The organism is Pedobacter terrestris (genome assembly GCF_052343045.1).
Taxonomy (GTDB): Bacteria; Bacteroidota; Bacteroidia; order Sphingobacteriales; family Sphingobacteriaceae; genus Pedobacter.
In genome coordinates, this window is the sequence record NZ_CP180264.1 from 1,689,576 (window position 1) to 1,707,114 (window position 17,539).

General features: G+C 37.3%; 18 protein-coding genes. 10 read left to right on the plus strand and 8 right to left on the minus strand.

Going from position 1 to position 17,539, the window contains the following annotated elements; translation table 11 throughout:
* Position 1: 1 nt before the first annotated feature.
* Positions 2–1,393, plus strand: a complete 1,392-nt coding sequence (locus ACJVDH_RS07250; RefSeq protein ID WP_443946895.1) for an efflux transporter outer membrane subunit — start codon at positions 2–4, stop codon at positions 1,391–1,393.
* Here ACJVDH_RS07250 and ACJVDH_RS07255 read toward each other — a convergent pair whose 3' ends face one another.
* Entirely contained in the window at positions 1,394–2,140 is a 747-nt protein-coding gene (locus tag ACJVDH_RS07255) for an NUDIX hydrolase (RefSeq protein WP_443946896.1), read from the minus strand. It abuts the gene before it with no gap.
* A 228-nt stretch (positions 2,141–2,368) separates the two neighbouring features.
* Between ACJVDH_RS07255 and ACJVDH_RS07260 the strand changes: the two genes are divergently transcribed.
* On the plus strand, positions 2,369–4,675 hold the full coding sequence (locus ACJVDH_RS07260; RefSeq protein ID WP_443946897.1) for a glycoside hydrolase family 3 N-terminal domain-containing protein: 2,307 nt from the start codon (positions 2,369–2,371) through the stop codon (positions 4,673–4,675).
* 168 nt (positions 4,676–4,843) lie between these two features.
* Complete coding sequence (locus ACJVDH_RS07265) at positions 4,844–5,710, plus strand: OmpA family protein (RefSeq protein WP_443946898.1); 867 nt, start codon at positions 4,844–4,846, stop codon at positions 5,708–5,710.
* Between the two features lie 62 nt (positions 5,711–5,772).
* On the opposite strand, the gene ACJVDH_RS07270 is transcribed toward ACJVDH_RS07265, so the two are convergent.
* Together ACJVDH_RS07270 and ACJVDH_RS07275 are read right to left on the minus strand one after the other, a co-directional pair.
* Positions 5,773–6,288, minus strand: coding sequence for an RNA polymerase sigma factor (locus tag ACJVDH_RS07270; protein ID WP_443946899.1), 516 nt, complete (start codon positions 6,286–6,288; stop codon positions 5,773–5,775).
* A gap of 341 nt (positions 6,289–6,629) precedes the next feature.
* Entirely contained in the window at positions 6,630–6,815 is a 186-nt protein-coding gene (locus ACJVDH_RS07275; protein WP_443946900.1) for a DUF3606 domain-containing protein, read from the minus strand.
* Between the two features lie 248 nt (positions 6,816–7,063).
* On the opposite strand from ACJVDH_RS07275, the gene ACJVDH_RS07280 reads away from it, so the two are divergent.
* The 7 genes from ACJVDH_RS07280 (at position 7,064) to ACJVDH_RS07310 (ending at position 14,428) form a co-directional block, all read left to right on the plus strand.
* On the plus strand, positions 7,064–7,264 hold the full coding sequence (locus ACJVDH_RS07280; protein ID WP_443946901.1) for a hypothetical protein: 201 nt from the start codon (positions 7,064–7,066) through the stop codon (positions 7,262–7,264).
* Between the two features lie 608 nt (positions 7,265–7,872).
* Positions 7,873–8,439 carry a UbiX family flavin prenyltransferase gene (locus ACJVDH_RS07285; protein ID WP_443946902.1) on the plus strand — a complete coding sequence of 189 codons (567 nt, stop codon included), beginning with the start codon at positions 7,873–7,875 and terminating at the stop codon, positions 8,437–8,439.
* A 151-nt stretch (positions 8,440–8,590) separates the two neighbouring features.
* Positions 8,591–9,910, plus strand: coding sequence for a tRNA (N(6)-L-threonylcarbamoyladenosine(37)-C(2))-methylthiotransferase MtaB (gene mtaB / locus ACJVDH_RS07290; RefSeq protein WP_443946903.1), 1,320 nt, complete (start codon positions 8,591–8,593; stop codon positions 9,908–9,910).
* Positions 9,911–10,140: 230 nt separating this feature from the next.
* Positions 10,141–11,406, plus strand: a complete 1,266-nt coding sequence (locus ACJVDH_RS07295; protein WP_443946904.1) for an MFS transporter — start codon at positions 10,141–10,143, stop codon at positions 11,404–11,406.
* Positions 11,396–12,259: a DUF1932 domain-containing protein gene (locus ACJVDH_RS07300; RefSeq protein ID WP_443946905.1), complete on the plus strand. Its 864-nt coding sequence runs from the start codon at positions 11,396–11,398 to the stop codon at positions 12,257–12,259. Before ACJVDH_RS07295 ends, ACJVDH_RS07300 begins: the two co-directional genes overlap by 11 nt.
* A gap of 167 nt (positions 12,260–12,426) precedes the next feature.
* Positions 12,427–13,578: a prolipoprotein diacylglyceryl transferase gene (locus tag ACJVDH_RS07305; RefSeq protein WP_443946906.1), complete on the plus strand. Its 1,152-nt coding sequence runs from the start codon at positions 12,427–12,429 to the stop codon at positions 13,576–13,578.
* 58 nt (positions 13,579–13,636) lie between these two features.
* Positions 13,637–14,428: an inositol monophosphatase family protein gene (locus ACJVDH_RS07310; protein ID WP_443946907.1), complete on the plus strand. Its 792-nt coding sequence runs from the start codon at positions 13,637–13,639 to the stop codon at positions 14,426–14,428.
* Between the two features lie 84 nt (positions 14,429–14,512).
* Here ACJVDH_RS07310 and ACJVDH_RS07315 read toward each other — a convergent pair whose 3' ends face one another.
* The 5 genes from ACJVDH_RS07315 to ACJVDH_RS07335 all read right to left on the minus strand — a co-directional run bounded on the left by ACJVDH_RS07315 (position 14,513) and on the right by ACJVDH_RS07335 (position 17,539).
* Positions 14,513–15,064: a NifU family protein gene (locus ACJVDH_RS07315; protein ID WP_443946908.1), complete on the minus strand. Its 552-nt coding sequence runs from the start codon at positions 15,062–15,064 to the stop codon at positions 14,513–14,515.
* 87 nt (positions 15,065–15,151) lie between these two features.
* Positions 15,152–16,498 (minus strand): adenylosuccinate lyase, encoded by a 1,347-nt coding sequence (purB, locus tag ACJVDH_RS07320; RefSeq protein WP_443946909.1) that lies wholly within the window; start codon positions 16,496–16,498, stop codon positions 15,152–15,154.
* Between the two features lie 135 nt (positions 16,499–16,633).
* Complete coding sequence (locus tag ACJVDH_RS07325) at positions 16,634–16,834, minus strand: hypothetical protein (RefSeq protein ID WP_443946910.1); 201 nt, start codon at positions 16,832–16,834, stop codon at positions 16,634–16,636.
* 142 nt (positions 16,835–16,976) lie between these two features.
* Positions 16,977–17,195 (minus strand): hypothetical protein, encoded by a 219-nt coding sequence (locus tag ACJVDH_RS07330; RefSeq protein WP_443946911.1) that lies wholly within the window; start codon positions 17,193–17,195, stop codon positions 16,977–16,979.
* Positions 17,196–17,320: 125 nt separating this feature from the next.
* Positions 17,321–17,539, minus strand: a complete 219-nt coding sequence (locus ACJVDH_RS07335; RefSeq protein ID WP_443946912.1) for a hypothetical protein — start codon at positions 17,537–17,539, stop codon at positions 17,321–17,323.

Here is a 17,539-nt window from a genome sequence, read left to right on the forward strand (position 1 = left end):
AATGAAAACACTTAAAAGTTTATATATCACTTCAGCAGTCGGATGTACATTGCTTGTATTGTCCGCATGCCGGGTCACTAAAACCTATGAAAGGCCGGATGTGAGAACAGATAGTCTGTATCGGGATTTGCGTTCAACAGATACGGCTACTATCGCGTCGCTTCCATATCAGGAAGTTTTCAGTGACTCCATCCTTCAAAAATTAATTAAAGAGGGATTGGAGAAAAATAACGATCTAAAAACTGCTATAGCTGCAATGGAAGAAGCACTTGCCAGTTTTAAACAATCGAAAGCAGCATTTTTGCCCAGCCTTAGCGTAGATGCATCGATAACAGAATCAAAACCAACAGCAGTTATGGTTGCAATTGGTGCATATACACAATATCAGTTGCAGGCTACAACAAGTTGGGAAGCCGATATTTGGGGTAAACTAAAAAGCAGTAAAAAGGTGATGTACGCGAATTTGCTTAAAAGCGATGCTGCAAGGAAGGCCGTTTTGACACAGTTAATTGCGGATATTGCCAACAGTTATTACGCGCTTATGGCTTATGATAATCAATTGGCAATAACAGAGGAAACGCTGAAAAACCGTCTTGAAGATGTTAAAACAATGAAATCGTTAAAAGCAGGAGATGTGGTAACAGGCGCAGATTTGGTGCAAAGCGAAGCAAACCGTTACGCAGCCTCGCTAGCCATACCTGATCTCTTGGTGAGCATTCGCGCAACGGAAAATGCACTTTGCGTATTACTTGGCCGACCGCCAGGAAATATAGAACGGTCTAAATTGCAGGACCAAAGAATTACGACAGATTTGGCAATTGGTGTACCTGCTCAATTGCTGGCCAATAGACCAGACGTTCAGGACGCAGAATTTGGTCTGATTGCAGCTTTCGAAACTACAAATGTTGCGCGGACCAATTTTTATCCGGCCTTAACGTTAACAGGTTCCGGAGGTTTATCCAGAACAGAATTAACCGACTTCTTTAGTGCATCTTCTACTTTCTTTTCAATTATTGGTGGCCTTACACAACCTATCTTTGCACAAGGCGCAAATAAAGCACAGTTGAGAACTGCAGAGGCTCAACAAAAACAGGCGTTGTATGCTTTTGAACAATCTTTGCTAAATGCAGGAAGCGAAGTGTCTAATGCGCTTTTTACTTATCAAATGGCTAAGAGAAAAACAGACGATCGTAAATCTCAATTAGATGCATTAACCAAAGCGGTAAGTTTTACCAAACAGTTGTTGCAATATACATCTGCCACAAACTATACAGATGTGCTAACTGCAGAGCAAAATCTGCTTACTGCAAGGCTAAGTGGTGTAAATGATAAACTTCAGGAATTTCAATCCGTTGTAGAATTGTATAGAGCTTTGGGTGGAGGTTGGCGTTGACTACCAATCGCCTTTTAGCCCTTTTTTTATTGCATTCTGATATTTTTCTACATCAAAACTATAGATATGAGGAGAGCGGTGCGCGCCGCCTCTTCTTTCTTTATTTAATTTATTGAAAATGCCGTAAGAAAGCATTTTCCGCTGAAAGTTACCGCGTAATAATTCTTTTCCTAAAATGGCTTCGTATAAGCGCTGGAGCTCTGGCATAGTAAACTCTTCCGGCAACAAATTGTAGCCTATAGGTTTGTAATTGAGCTGTAACCTCAGGGTTTCAAGAGCTGTATCGTAAATTTGTTGATGATCCATCATCAAAACAGACAAACTATCGATATCCTGCCATTCGCATGCCACAGAAATATCATCAACAACCGGTATAATATCTGCGTAATTAACCAACGCATAATAACCGATTGATAAAAATCGTTGCCTAAACCATATGCCTTCGGGCATAAAATTCAATGTGTTTTCTGAACGATTGATTTCTCCAAAGGTCTTAAACTGCTGAAGGAAAATCTTATCTGCACCGGTTCTTTCTTTTAAAATACGCTCTGCTGCTGCATCAATATTTTCATTTTTTCTTAGATATCCGCCAGGTAAACCCCAGTCTCCCTGGCCTTTTAGTTTAACCAACAATACTTTAAGTTTATGCTCATGAAAGCCAAACACTACACAATCTATTGAAATATGTGGTAGGTTGTTTTTGTAAAATTGTTCACTACGCGCCTCAAAAATCTGTAAATCTTCCATCTAAACAAATGTATAAATTTTGCAACTTCAAAAAATATTTTTATCATTGCATCAATATGATGCAATAAGGATTCTGCTTATTCAGGATTTTCTAGCCAATATCATCAAATCAATATGTATTCAACATCCCGACTTTCTGTGCATTTTTTTCTGCAGAACACGTGTACTGCAACATTTGCTTTCAGAATTTTGGTTTTTTTATATCACAAGAATCAAAATATATAAGATATGAAAGTAAAGTTTGTTTTGCTGGGTGTCAGCATTTTATTGGGAAATGCTGTTTACGCACAAGAAAATTTTCAAATTGTCACCAATCCAAATGGCGCAACACTGGCTTACGCTCCGCAATCTGGAGTGAAAATTTTGACTGTTGGAGGTTTAAAGTTTAAGGATTTGAACAAAAATGGAAAGCTTGATCTATATGAAGATTGGCGTCAGTCTGCAGATGTACGGGCAAAAGATCTTGTTAAAAAAATGAGCATAGAACAAATTGCAGGTTTAATGTTATACAGCATACATCAATCTATTCCGGGGGCAGAAAATGGAATTCGCGCGGGGATGTATCATAGAAAGACCTTTGCACAAAGTGGAGCCAAGGCTTCAGATCTTACAGATCAACAGAAAGCGTTTCTTAAAGACGATAATTTGCGCCATGTTCTGGTTACGACAATTTCTTCACCTAAAGACGCTGCAATGTGGAGCAACAATGTGCAGGCATTTGTGGAAGGTTTGGGTTTGGGCATTCCGGCAAATAACAGTACCGATCCGCGGCACACGGCAAAAGCTACGTCAGAATTTAATGAAGGTGCGGGCGGGCAAATTTCACTTTGGCCAGACGGATTGGCTATGGCCGCAACTTTTGATCCGAATATTGTAAAACAATTTGGGGCAGTTGCAGCAAGTGAATACCGTGCTATGGGTATTTCAACAGCATTGTCGCCACAAATAGATCTCGGAACTGAGCCACGATGGTACCGCATTAATATGACGTTTGGAGAAAGTAGCGCTTTAACTACCGATATGGCACGAGCGTATATTGATGGTTTCCAAACTTCTACAGGAAAAATGGAAATCAAAAACGGTTGGGGTTTTGGCAGTGTAAATGCAATGGTCAAACATTGGCCGAGTGGCGGACCGGAAGAAGGTGGGCGAGATGGGCATTGGGCGTACGGAAAATTCGCGGTTTACCCCGGAAATAATCTTCAGGAACATATCAATCCTTTTATAAATGGCGCGTTTAAGCTGGAAGGTAAAACAAGTAAGGCTGCGGCGGTAATGCCTTACTACACCATTTCATTTAATCAGGATACAAAGAATGGTGAAAATGTCGGCAATGGATTTAGCAAATATCTTGTAACGGATTTGTTGAGAGATAAATATAAATACGATGGCGTGGTTTGTACCGATTGGCTAATTACTGCCGATGAAGGCAAAACGCCGGATCAATTTGCAGGAAAATCCTGGGGTGTAGAAAAAATGTCTGTTGCAGAGCGTCATTATAAAGTTCTTTTGGCCGGAGTAGATCAGTTTGGTGGAAACAATGCCATCGGCCCGGTTTTAGAAGCATACCAAATGGGCGTAAAACAATTTGGCGAGAAAGCATTTCGCGGGCGTTTTGAGCAATCTGGTATTCGCTTACTTAAAAATATTTTTAGGGTAGGACTTTTTGAAAATCCGTATTTAGATCCTGCACAAAGCGAAAAAATTGTTGGTAAAGCAGAATATATGAAAGCTGGTTATGATGCACAGGTTAAATCTGTTGTAATGCTTAAAAACCACGCTTCGGTTTTACCGGTAATGAAAACGAAAAAAGTTTACGTTCCTAAAATCTACACGCCAGCAGCAAAAGATTGGTGGGGAAATTATGTTCAGGCGCAGTTTGATTTTCCGGTTGATACCAATGTAATTAAAAAATATTATACATTGACATCCAATCCTGCCGATGCAGATTTTGCTATTGTATTTGTAAATAGTCCGTTGAGTGCAGGTGGCGGTTATGATCTTGCCGATCGCAAAAAGGGGAACAATGGTTATGTGCCAATCAGTTTGCAATATGGAGCCTATACCGCTACAGAAGCCAGAGCGCAAAGCATAGCTGCTGGAGATCCGGTTGTAGATCCTGAAATTACCAACAGATCTTACAACAACAAAAGCACTACAGCAAGTAATTCGATGGATTTGCAAACCATTTTGGACACCAAAGAAATGATGAAAGGTAAACCAGTTATCGTATCTGTTACAGCGAGCAAACCAATGATCTTTAATGAATTTGAATCTGTTGTAGATGGAATCGTGGTAAATTTCGGCGTATCTTCTCAAGCTGTGCTTGATATTATATCCGGACAAGCAGAACCATCGGGACTGTTACCTATACAAATGCCGGCAAATATGGTTACCGTAGAAAAGCAAAAAGAAGATGTTCCTTTCGATATGGAATGCCATAAAGATTTAGATGGACATACTTATGACTTTGGTTTCGGCATGAACTGGAAAGGTGTAATTGCAGATAGCCGTACAACTACTTACCATAAATGAGCGAAATAGCGTAAATACTCAGTATTAAGGTGCAAGGCGATTTAAAATTGTCTTGCACTTTTTGTGATTATACTTATGAGTTATGGGTTTTAACGTGATTTAGGGCACTTTAACAAAACTTATCATTTTACGGCACTGATTTTGTTTACTCTATAAAAAAATAAGATTATGAAATTTTACAAATCATTCCCATTTGTGCTTGTGGCAATTGTATTGGCTTCTGGTTGTGTAAGCAACAAAAAGTATACAGAACTACAAAGCACCTACGCTAAATTAAGAGAGCGTAACCAGGAACTCAGCAATCAATATCAGGATAGTCAACGCGAGTTAACCGGCGCAAACAGCAGGGTTAAAAGTTTAGAAGAACAAATTTCTTCTGAGCGTGCAAACGTAGCCGCATTACAAGACGCTTTAAACAAGTGTTTAAGTTCAAGCAGTCAGGGTAATGTGAACATTTCTAAATTGGTAGATGAAATTAACAGTTCAAATAAATACATTCAGCAACTTATCAATACGAAAAACAAGAGCGATTCACTTAACCTTGTTCTTACCAATAACCTAACGCGCTCGTTAAGCAGAGAAGAACTTAGCGATGTAGATGTGCAGGTGTTGAAAGGTGTGGTGTATATTTCTTTGGCAGATAATATGTTGTATAAATCAGGAAGTTATGAAATTTCTGATAAAGCCGGAGAAACACTGGGCAAGATTGCTAAAATCATTAAAGATTACAGTGGTTATGATGTGCTTATTGAAGGTAATACCGATAATGTTCCGATTACACAAACCAACATTCGTAACAACTGGGATTTGAGTGCACTCAGAGCTTCATCTGTTGTACAAGCATTACAAACCAAGTATGGTGTAGATCCTAAACGCTTAACTGCTGGCGGTAGAGGAGAGTATAATCCGATTGGAGATAATTTAACGCCAGCCGGAAAAGCCAAAAATAGACGTACACAAATTATCATCACCCCTAAGCTTGATCAGTTTATGGATTTAATTGGTAAAGCACCGGAAGCTGCACCAAAACCATAATTCAGATTAGGTAAGTTTATAAAAAAAGGCATCAATTGATGCCTTTTTTTATGTTGAATTTTTTATGCTTCTTTTATTGCGTAGGTTTTAAGATATCTTTTTAGCATTTCGCGGGCAACATGGATTCTGGTTTTTACCGTTCCGAGCGGAATTTGCAAATGATCAGCAATTTCATGGTATTTATAACCTTCGAAATATTTGATAAAAGGAATGCTGTAGGTATCGGGGATGATATTCAAGGCTTTTTGTACATCATCAACGATCATTTTTCCTACACAGGCGTTTTTTTCTGAACTGTAAAGTAAATTTTCTGAAGAAATATCTTCTTCCTGTGTTACAATACTTTTGGCTTTTGCATTTTTTCTGTAGTTGTTGATGAATGTGTTTTTCATAATTACAAAAAGCCAACCTTTAAAGTTTGTGCCTTCCTGAAAATTCTTGTAAAAACGGATGGCCTTTAACATTGTGTCCTGCACCAAATCATTGGCGTCTTCCAGGTCTTTGGTGAAATTCATGGCATGAACTTTAAGGGAGAGCGAGTGACTGTTAACCATGTGGTTGAATTCAATCTGTGTCATATTAAAATAGGTTAGGATGTATTAGAAATGCCACAATAGCCATACCACTATCTGATAGTTTTTTTTTAAAATGCTCCGACTTGTTTTTGTAAAATACTGTAAATGAGAATTTTATCTGTATTTCGGGTTTTAACCGCCGAACTATAAAACGGGTATTTATACTAGGTTCGAGGCGAAGACATCTCCAGAATTATGCGAAAATCTATTCTAATTATTCAGCAAATTGCGATAAAAAAGGGCAATAATAGGTCTGGTGACTTTCTGGGGTGCGAAAAAATTTGAGCGCAAAAAATCAGGCAATAAGTTGTTATTGCCTGTTAGCACTTTTAAAACAAATTCGCTTATCGCAGAATCAACTTTACTTCCTGCTGTTTGAGGTAACCAACAATTTGGCTCAAAGCTGCGCTGCGGGTGGCACGAATGGCACTTTTAAGCTTTTCTGCACTAACGCCTAAGCGCTCTGACCAGTATTTGCAATCCATTTCTTCTGACACGCAAACAAGCTCATCTTTAATTTTCGATTCCATGTTTTTACTATTATTCAATACGGGAACACATTGTTTGTATATTTGTTTTATAAATGTTTATTATTGAGTGATTTAGTATAATTATCTCCCTTTGTGTAGCGTCAGTTTCTATCTCCGTATCACGGATTTCAATTTTAAAACATAGATTTTTATATCTTTTTATAGCTCTTGGTTGTGTTAATATTGTTACATAGGTATTATTAATCATACTGGATATTGCTATAATTGTATCGTTTTAGAATTGTTTTATGGAGCAGAATTATGTTGGCGTAATCAAATTGATTAATGCTGATGGAAGTGGAATTATCGTGGATCAGAATGATCAGGATATTGTTTTTCAAGTTGTCGACGCCCTGGGTTGTCTGGATATAAACAGTAAAGTTTCTTATAAGATCAGCGTTACCGATTCCGGATTAATTGCCACCAACGTATCAGAAATTAAATTATAACCCGCTTTTATCGATTTTTCCAACGGGCTAGCTTCCGTCAGCTTTGCTTTACTGTGTTTAGACTCAGGCTAAATATCCATCAACATTAAGTATTTCTGCTGATAAATAGTAGCTGCAGCAAGAACCCAAGTTATGCTTGTGAAGAATTTTTCTTTTACGGCGTTGCGAAATAACCTTCTAAAAAGAAGTTTTTTTTAAAATTTTTAAGGCTGATAAAATATTGTTTGCATCATTTGGATACAAACTTTGTTATAAGTAAGTATTTTTTATGTCAATGACTACCTATTTCTTAGTATTTATGCCGTAGAAATCTGTCTGATATACTGCGTAAAATGAATTTAATTGACTGTTTAATCAGTCTTTTTTATGAGTATTTTATTTTTTTTATAAAAATAATTATCTGATTATAAATGGTTTAAATGATCTATGAAAAAAAAGTGATTTTTTTCATAGATTTAACAGTTGATCGTGTTCTTTTTTTAAAAAAATATATATATTTGTTCTTACCCTTTCGAGGGTATGTTTTTCATAGGTAGATGTAGGGTCAGAACTTTGTTCTGGCCCTTTTTTATTTTTTATCCAATTACAAAAAATTACTTTTGTTTCAAATGAAAAAGAAAATTGTGGTTGCTGTTACCGGCGCAAGCGGATCGATCTATGCAAAGGTTTTATTTGATCAACTTAGTAAGCTGAACGATCAAATTGAATCTGTTGGCTTGGTGATGAGTGATAATGCAAAAGAAGTTTGGCAGTACGAGCTAGGTAATGATATTTACAAAAATTATGATTTCTTAAATTTTTATCACAAAAACGATTTCAATGCGCCATTTGCATCGGGATCCGCAAAGTATGATACGATGATTATCGTTCCCTGCTCAATGGGAACACTTGGGCGTATTGCCCATGGCATTTCCAATGATTTAATTTCCCGCGCTGCGGACGTTATTCTCAAAGAAAGGCGAAAATTAATCGCTGTGGTCAGAGATACGCCATTTAGTTTAATTCATATCAATAACATGAAAATTGTTACTGAAGCCGGAGGGATTATCTGCCCGGCCAGTCCATCTTTTTACAGTTTGCCTAAAACCTTGGAAGAAGTTGCCGGAACTGTGATTAGTAGGGTGATGGATTTGGCGGGGTTTCAACAAGAGAGCTACCGTTGGAATGAAAAATAATTTGGAAATTTAACTGAAACAATGGTATCTGTAAAATCTAATGTTTAGCTGTTATAAAATTTTTTCCTGCACGTCAACCAACTGTAAATAAGAAAACCGCTTAAAGTCTTGTCGTTGTACTCACATCTATTTTTGTATCTTTGCAGGCTAGATGAAAAAGGTCGCATTTTATACTTTAGGCTGTAAGCTAAATTTCTCCGAAACCTCTACTATTGGTCGTTTGTTCACCGATGCAGGTTATGCAGTTGTCGAATTTCAGGATCAAGCCGATGTGTATGTTATTAATACATGTTCGGTAACAGATCATGCAGATAAGAAGTGCAGAAAGGTAGTTAAAGAAGCTCTCAAGTATTCGCCAAATGCATTTGTGACAATTGTTGGTTGCTACGCGCAACTTAAACCACAGGAAATTTCTGAGATTGAAGGTGTGGATATGGTTTTAGGTGCGGCAGAAAAATTCCGGATAGTAGAGTATATTACCGATTTAACCAAGCAACCAAAAGCGGTTATTCATCAGCAAAGTATAGAAAAAGTTAACCACAACTTTATTGCTTCTTATTCTATTGGCGATAGAACACGTACTTTTTTGAAAGTTCAGGATGGTTGCGATTATCCGTGTACGTATTGCACCATTCCACTTGCGCGTGGCGCAAGCCGTAGTGATACGATCGAAAATGTTGTCGCCAGAGCAAAAATGATTGCCGAAAGTGGTGTTAAAGAGATTGTGCTTACAGGTGTAAATCTTGGCGATTTCGGTATTCGCAATGGGGAGAGAGAAGATAAATTTTTCGATTTAGTGAAAGCTTTGGACGAAGTTGAAGGAATTGAACGTATCCGGATTTCATCAATAGAGCCAAATCTACTTAGCAATGAAATTATTGAATTTGTTGCCGGTTCAAAACGTTTTGTACCGCATTTTCATATTCCCTTACAATCTGGGTCTGATAAAATTTTAGGTTTAATGCGCCGCCGTTACAGACGAGATTTGTATATGGAACGTGTGGCTAAAATTAAAGAAGTGATGCCGCATTGCTGCATCGGGGTAGATGTTATTGTAGGTTTTCCCGGTGAAACCAAAGAAGATTTTTTAGATACTTATCAGTTTCTAAACGGATTAGATATCTCTTATTTGCATGTATTTACCTATTCTGAACGCGAACTTACTGTTGCTGCAGAAATGGAAGGCCGTGTTGCAGGAAGTGAACGTAACGACAGAAGCAAAATGTTACATATTCTTTCTGATAAAAAACGCCGTGCTTTTTATCAATCTCAGATTGGTACAGATGCCGAAGTATTATTTGAAGCCGACCAGAAAGCGGGCTATATGCATGGTTTTACTAAAAACTATGTTAAAGTAAGAGCAAAATACGATCCGGTAATGGTCAATGAACTTAAATCTGTTAAACTGATAGATATTAGTGCAGATGGTGAAGTCGAAGTGGCTGAACTGGAAACCGTTTACGCACATTAAGCATCTGGTTAAGTTTCATTTCTTTGCAACTTATAAAATTGTCTTTCTTAATCCCATTATAATCGATAGTTTTCGAATGAACGTCGATTATAAAGAGGTTCTATAAACTTTTTTTCTGAGTTACTGTTCGAAACTTAGGTGTTCAATATCCTATGTTTCAGGTTTTGTTCAGTAATAAAATCTCTATTTTTTGCCTCCCATGCAATTTGAATGATTTAATTATATGAGTTATGGGTTTATTAGCGAAAAAAGATAATGAGAGTTTCGCATATCTTACCGGATGGGTTGCCTTTGTAGGGGTTTTAGTCAGTGCAATTCGTGCAGGTATTGGAATGCAGACGCTTGGCTTTATTGTCACACCAATGGAAGAAGAAATGGGATGGAGTTCATCTTCAATCACATTATGTATTACACTTCAACTCATTGTAGCTGCTATCATCGGGCCAAAAGTTGGAAAGATTCTTGATGGCGTTGGTGCCGGTAAAATTCTTACGGCAGGTTTAATAGCAAATGGCTTAATGCTTATACTGATTTCAATGATTCAACAATTATGGCAGCTTGCAGCGGTAATGATTGTTTTGGGAGGAATTGCTCAGGCTTGTATCGGGAATTCTCTTATCATGCCCTTCATCACCAAATGGTTTCGGAAACGGCGTGGTTTTTTAATGGGGCTTGTATCGTCAGGTGCTAATTTTGGCTCTATCGCACTCGGACCGCTTATTGTTTTCCTCATGGGTGATCAGGCCAACTGGCGTAACGCCTGGCTTATTATTGGACTCCTTCCCATTTTAATTATTGCGCCGGTTGTTTTCTTCGTTCTCCACAAAGCTGAGAAAAATCAGCCAAATCATCATAAGGATTCCGACGAAAAAGCGATTGAAAAGGAAGGAGATAAAAAAGAACTATTTTTTACCGTAAAAGAAGTGTTGAAAAGCCGTATTTTCTGGTTGATCATTATTACCTGGAATCTTATTGATTTTGCAATGAAAGGGGCGTTGCTTAACAAAATTCCTTATGCATTGGAAATGGGTTTTAGTAATTCGGACGCTGCAGGGATTCTTGCTACGTATAGCGCTCTCGCAATTGTTGGAAAGTTAGCTGTAGGATGGTTCTCCGATCGGATTCCACTCTACATCATTGGCCTTATTTTATCAGCTTTACAGGCTTGCGGGTTGTTTTTCTTTATTGAAGCAAGTGATGCAACTACGTTATATATAGCATATGGAATATTAAGCGGCCTGAGCGCAGGGGGATTAATAGCTTTGATGCCAATTATTCTTGCAAACTATTTTGGTAGTAAATTTCAAGGGTCTATTAGTGGGATCACCCTTGGATTATTACTTTTTTCAAGTCTCGGCGGACCGCTTTCCGCCTCACTTATAAAGGACTTTACCGGGAGCTATCAAAATGGTTTTATACTATACACTGCACTTAGTGCTTTGGCTGTGGTACTTTTCTTTTTCATCAGGCAACCTAATTCAAAGAATGAAAACTAAAAAAATGGAAAAAATAGCAATCTTATACCCTGGCGACATGGGTGGTCATGTTGCCAAGGTTTTAATGGAAAAGGGCTATGGAATAATTTCTTACCTGCAGGAGCGTAATACAGAAACCAAAAAGCAGGCGAAATTGAGCGGAATTATATCACTTGCGTCATTATCTGCTGTCGCTAAAGAAGCAGACTTTGTCATCTCATTGGTTCCACCGAATGCCGTACTTGAGGTTGCAAAAAAGTATATTGCTGCTACAGATTCAGAGTCCAAAGCACGTTTCATAGATATGAACGCGAAGTCGGTAAAAGTGGCGGAAAAACTTTCTGAAATGTTTAAATCGGCAGTAATACCATTCTGCAACGCATGTATTATTGGTCGCGCGGCATTTGTAGCTGAAGAAGGTATTATTTATTATAGTGGTGAAGTTTCGAAATCTTTTGAATCGATTTTCGGATCTTGTTTCCGGGTTGTTTATTTAGGTGACAATGTTGCCTCTGCCACTGCTTTTAAGATGTGTTTTGCTGGATTTAATAAGACAATTACTGCGGCATTTTTTGAAACAGCCAGGGCAGCCAATCACTATAAGATACTTCATTCGCTTTTTGAAGAAATTGAAAATAAAATGCCGGGTATCATTAAAGATATTTCGAAGATTATCGGAACTTATCCGAAACATATTGTGAGACGAAAAACGGAAATGGAATCACTTGCCGAAATGCTTAAAGATGAGGGGCTTCCAAATTACATCGCCAAGGCAAGTGCCCAGGTGTTTAATAATATTGATCAGCAACAAAACTTTGCATCCATAAATGAACAAAAAACCGAAATGATTGATTTGTTGAAATTGATTAAATAAGTTCTCTGTCTAGAATGGAGTTGATAGAGTATTAAAAATTCTATCAACGCGTGTTCAGTGGGGATTTTCCAGGAAATTTCACAGCCTAGTCACATCGCTTGTAAACATTCTGGTTAAAGCTTTAAGCTTTCGGGTATCTTTGTTATCTTCGCTCCAAATATTTTTATATGTTTCCTACCGTCTCGCATTTTCTGGAGTATCTCTTCGGAATTAATTTACCATTGCCCTTTAATACTTTCGGCGTTTTTGTTGCTATTGCATTTGTTGCAGGCTACTGGGCTTTCACAGAAGAGTTGAAACGAAAAGAAGCGTTGGGCGTTGTAAAGGCTTTTCATAAAAAAATGATTATTGGTAAACCGGCAACAACCAATGAGCTGATTATGAACGGTTTATTTGGTTTTGTAATCGGATACAAACTCGTTTACGCATTACTAAACTACAGTCTTTTCGTTAGTGATGCACAAACGGTATTAATGTCAGCAAAAGGAAATCTTTTAGGCGGTTTATTTTTTGCCGGTTTGTTTGCCTATTGGGATTATAAAGAAAAAGACAAATATAAATTGGATAAACCACAAGAAAAAACGGTGTTGGTACATCCATATCAGACCATGAGCAACCTGATTGTTTGGGCTGCCGTTTGGGGATTTCTTGGAGCAAAGTTTTTTGATAACCTAGAATACTGGGATGATTTTGTTCAGCACCCGATAGAGCGTCTGCTTTCATTTAGTGGTTTAACCTTTTATGGCGGACTAATTTGCGGCGGCGCAGCCGTACTTTATCTTGCCAGAAAAAATGGAATAAAACCTCTGGACATGTTAGATGTAGGTGGTCCCGGAATGATGTTGGCATATGGTGTTGGCCGTATTGGATGCCATATGGCTGGAGATGGTGATTGGGGAATTGTAAACAACAATCCAAAACCTTTTTCGTGGCTGCCGGATTGGCTTTGGTCTTACAAATATCCAAACAATGTTGTTGGAGAAGGTATTCCGATTCCGGGATGTACAGGTAAATTTTGTAATGAATTGGCTCAAGGTGTGTATCCGACACCACTTTATGAGGTAATTGTTTGTTTACTTTTATTTGCATTTCTTTGGAGCATCCGCGATAAAATAAAAGCGCCAGGTTTAATGTTCGGGATTTATATGATCCTAAATGGCATTGAGCGTTTCTGTGTAGAATTGATTCGTGTAAATTCTAAATACCATGTTTTTGGCCTTTCTTTCACTCAAGCAGAAATGATTTCCAGTTTCTTAGTCGTAGGCGGTATTGCGCTCAGTATTTATGCATTAAGAAATAAGAACCAATTGGCGCAATAATCAATATTAATAAATTCAATTAATCTCAACAACCTTTTCGGTTAGTTGTTAAATAACTATGAATTACGAATTACTATGCAATAAAGTGATCTCTATTGTTCGCCTCACCGGAAATTTTATCCGAAAAGAAGCTATGCAATTTGATCTGAACAAAATTGAATACAAAGGTCTTAATGATATGGTTTCTTATGTAGATAAAACCGCAGAGCAGAAGTTGGTTCAAAACCTCGAAAAAATAATTCCTGATGCGGGTTTTCTAACAGAAGAACAAACCATTAATCGCGAAGGTAAAACCTACAAATGGATTATTGATCCCCTTGATGGGACTACGAATTTTATTCATGGTATTCCAACTTATGCGGTAAGTATAGCTTTGTATGAAGATAACCTTCCGGTTGTTGGAGTTGTTTACGAAATCAATCGAGGTGAGATGTTTTATTCTTACAAAGGCGGACCAGCATTGTTGAATAAAAAGGAAATTGCAGTGTCTAAAAATCCCGATCTAAGCGCAAGCCTTTTGGCAACCGGATTTCCATACTATCAGTTTGATGAGCAGCAAAAATATCTAAAATTGTTATCAGAGATGATGCAAAAATGCCACGGTGTTCGGAGGATTGGTGCAGCAGCAGTAGATTTGGTATATGTGGCTTGCGGTCGTTTTGATGCTTTCTTTGAATACAATTTGCAGAAATGGGATTTCGCAGCAGGTTGTTTTATTATACAGCAGGCTGGTGGACAGGTTTTTGATTTCTCTGGCGGAGATGATTATTTCGAAAAAAGAGAAATCCTGGCAACAAATACTTTGCTAACTGCAGAAATGCTTGAAGCCATAAAGCGAAATTTCAACTAATCAGATTTTTATTACTGTATAAAAAAGGGCTTACTGAATTTCAGCAAGCCCTTTTACAATATAGGAAACTATGAAAAATGCGAATTATAAAGCTTCAGAAACTACTTCCGTAACTTCCGGAACCATTCTCTGTAATAAATTCTGAATACCAGATTTTAAGGTGATTGTAGAAGAAGGGCAACCACTGCAAGAACCACGAAGTTCTACCGTTACAACACCTTCGTCAAAAGATTTGTAGGTAATTGCTCCACCATCTTGTTCTACCGCCGGACGAACATAATCGTGAAGGATTTGTTGAATTTTGATCTCAGTTTCTGAACCTTCAAAACTTGGAGCCTCATCTGCTGCAACCTCTTTAATTTTCAATTCAGATTCAACAGCACCTTTTACAAATTCTTTCAAAATCGGCTCAACATCTGGCCATTCTGCATCTTCTGTTTTAGTGATAGTAACAAAATTACTGGCAAAAAACACACCAGCAACAAAGCTGAATTTGAATAACTCTTTTGCAAATGGCGCATGTTCTGCACTTTCTTTGCTCGCAAAATCCTCACTGCCATTAATCAACAACTTATTCACCATGAATTTCATGGTTGCTGGGTTTGGAGTCTGTTCTGTATATACGTTAATCGTCATGTCTTAATCAATTTGAATGCACAAAATTAACAAATAGTCGTTAATAAAACTTTGGTTAGCTGTCTGTTTAGCGTCAATTTAATCAGCTTAAAAAACACCCGTATAATTAAATGGTGTGATGCTTCTCAATTGCACCTTTACACTTTCAGAAACTGCCAAACCTTCAATAAACGTGGCAATACTTTCTGCATTTATTTTCGTGTTGGTTCTGGTTAATTCCTTTAATGCCTCATAAGGATTCGGAAAATTTTCTCTTCTAAGTACGGTTTGAATGGCCTCTGCAACAACAGCCCAATTGTCTTCCAAATCTGCATTTAAAGCCGCTTCATTAAGTAAAATTTTATTTAAGCCACGTAGCGTAGATTGGATGGCAATAATGGTATGTCCAAAAGGAACGCCAACATTTCTCAGAACCGTAGAGTCTGTTAAATCTCTCTGCAAACGCGAGATTGGTAGTTTTGCAGCAAAGAATTCAAATAAAGCATTTGCAATACCTGCATTACCTTCCGCATTTTCAAAATCAATTGGGTTTACTTTATGCGGCATAGCCGATGAACCAATTTCGCCTGCTTTAATTTTCTGTTTGAAATAATTTTTAGAGATGTACGTCCAGATGTCGCGATCCAAATCTATAATAATATTGTTAATCCTTTTTAAAGCGTCGCATTGTGCAGCAAATTGATCGTAGTGTTCAATTTGTGTAGTGTGTTGCGCACGTGTTAAGCCAAGGTTGTTCTGCACAAACTCATTAGAAAAATCTACCCAATTTATTTGTGGATAAGCAATATGGTGCGCGTTAAAATTTCCGGTTGCACCACCAAATTTAGCACTGTTCGGTATGGTTTTTAATGCGGCCAATTGAATAGAAAGACGATCTGCAAAAACTAGAAATTCTTTTCCCAGTTTAGTAGGCGATGCTGGTTGTCCATGCGTATGTGCAAGCATTGGGATATTAGCCCATTCTGTTGCCAATTCGTTTATTTTTCCAATTAAAGTTTCTATTGCTGGATAATAACTTTCGGTTAAAGCCAGTTTTATAGAGTAGGGAATTGCGGTGTTGTTAATGTCTTGAGAAGTTAAACCGAAATGGATAAATTCTTTATATTCTTGAAGCGAAAGTGCGTCAAATTTATTTTTAATAAAATATTCAACAGCTTTAACATCGTGATTGGTTACTTTTTCTGTTTCTTTAATTTCTAAAGCGTCTTGTTCAGTAAAGTTTTTATGAATATTTCTAAGTTCTGCATAAAGGTTTTTATCGAAATTTTCAAGTCCTGGTAAATTGATTTCGCACAGCGCGATAAAATACTCGATCTCTACAAAAACACGATATTTAATTAAAGCTTCTTCTGAAAAATAAGAAGCTAGTTTTTCAGTTGTTTTTCTGTATCGACCATCAACAGGTGAAATGGCTTGAAGTGAAGTTAAATTCATTATGCGGATTATATTTTTGCGGCAAATTTACCAAAATTGGCGGGACTTTATCCTTTTAGATCGAATAAAGTAGCGGTCTATGCAAAAAGGCTCTGGATGATCTCCAAAGCCTTCTCTTTTTCATTTCGATGAAAATTACATTTTTGTAGTGGTGTCTTTTGCAGTTGTATCCACCGCCATGCCGTCTGTAGCCATTGTATCTTTCATAGATGTGTCTACCATTGTAGAATCTGCAGAAGTTGAATCTGCGCCCTCAGCTTTTTTTTCTGAATTACATGCTACAAATGATAAAGATAGTGCTAAAGCTAAAAAGCTTAATTTGAATGCATTTTTCATTTTCTTTTTTAGTTTTTTTGTTTGGTTGTTGTAAAATTGAAACCAAAATAATGATTTTTATCCGTCAAATGAATTTTTATGGCATAAAAAAACGGTTTTGACTTTAGATCAAAACCGTTTTCAGATATTTTGTATAAAAAGACTAGTGTTTAATCTCTTCTGTAGTTGTTGTTGCTTTAACAGATGTGTCTTTTACTGTAGAATCTGTAACAGTAGTATCAACTGCAGTTGTATCTGTGATGATAGTAGAAGAATCAGTTAATGTAGTATCTGCGCCACCTTCTTTAGATTCTGAAGAACAAGCTGCTACTGATAAAGATAAAGCCAAAGCTAAAAAGCCTAATTTGAATGCATTTTTCATAATGATATGTATTTTAAGTTTTATTTATTTTAACCTTTATACCGTAAAAAGAAAAAGGTAACCCAAAAGCGCAAAAAAAAACGCTTCGAAAATCTCTAAGCGTTTTTTTATCAGGTAAAGTTAGACTAGTGTTTAACTTCAGTTGTAGTAGTTGTAGTTTTTACAGCGGTATCTTTAACTGTAGAATCAGCAACAGTAGTATCAACAGCAGTAGTATCAGTAACGATTGCAGAAGAATCAGTTAAAGTTGTGTCAGTACCTTCAGCTTTTTTTTCTGAGTTACAAGCAACAACTGATAAAGATAAAGCTAAAGCTAAGAAGCCTAATTTGAATGCATTTTTCAT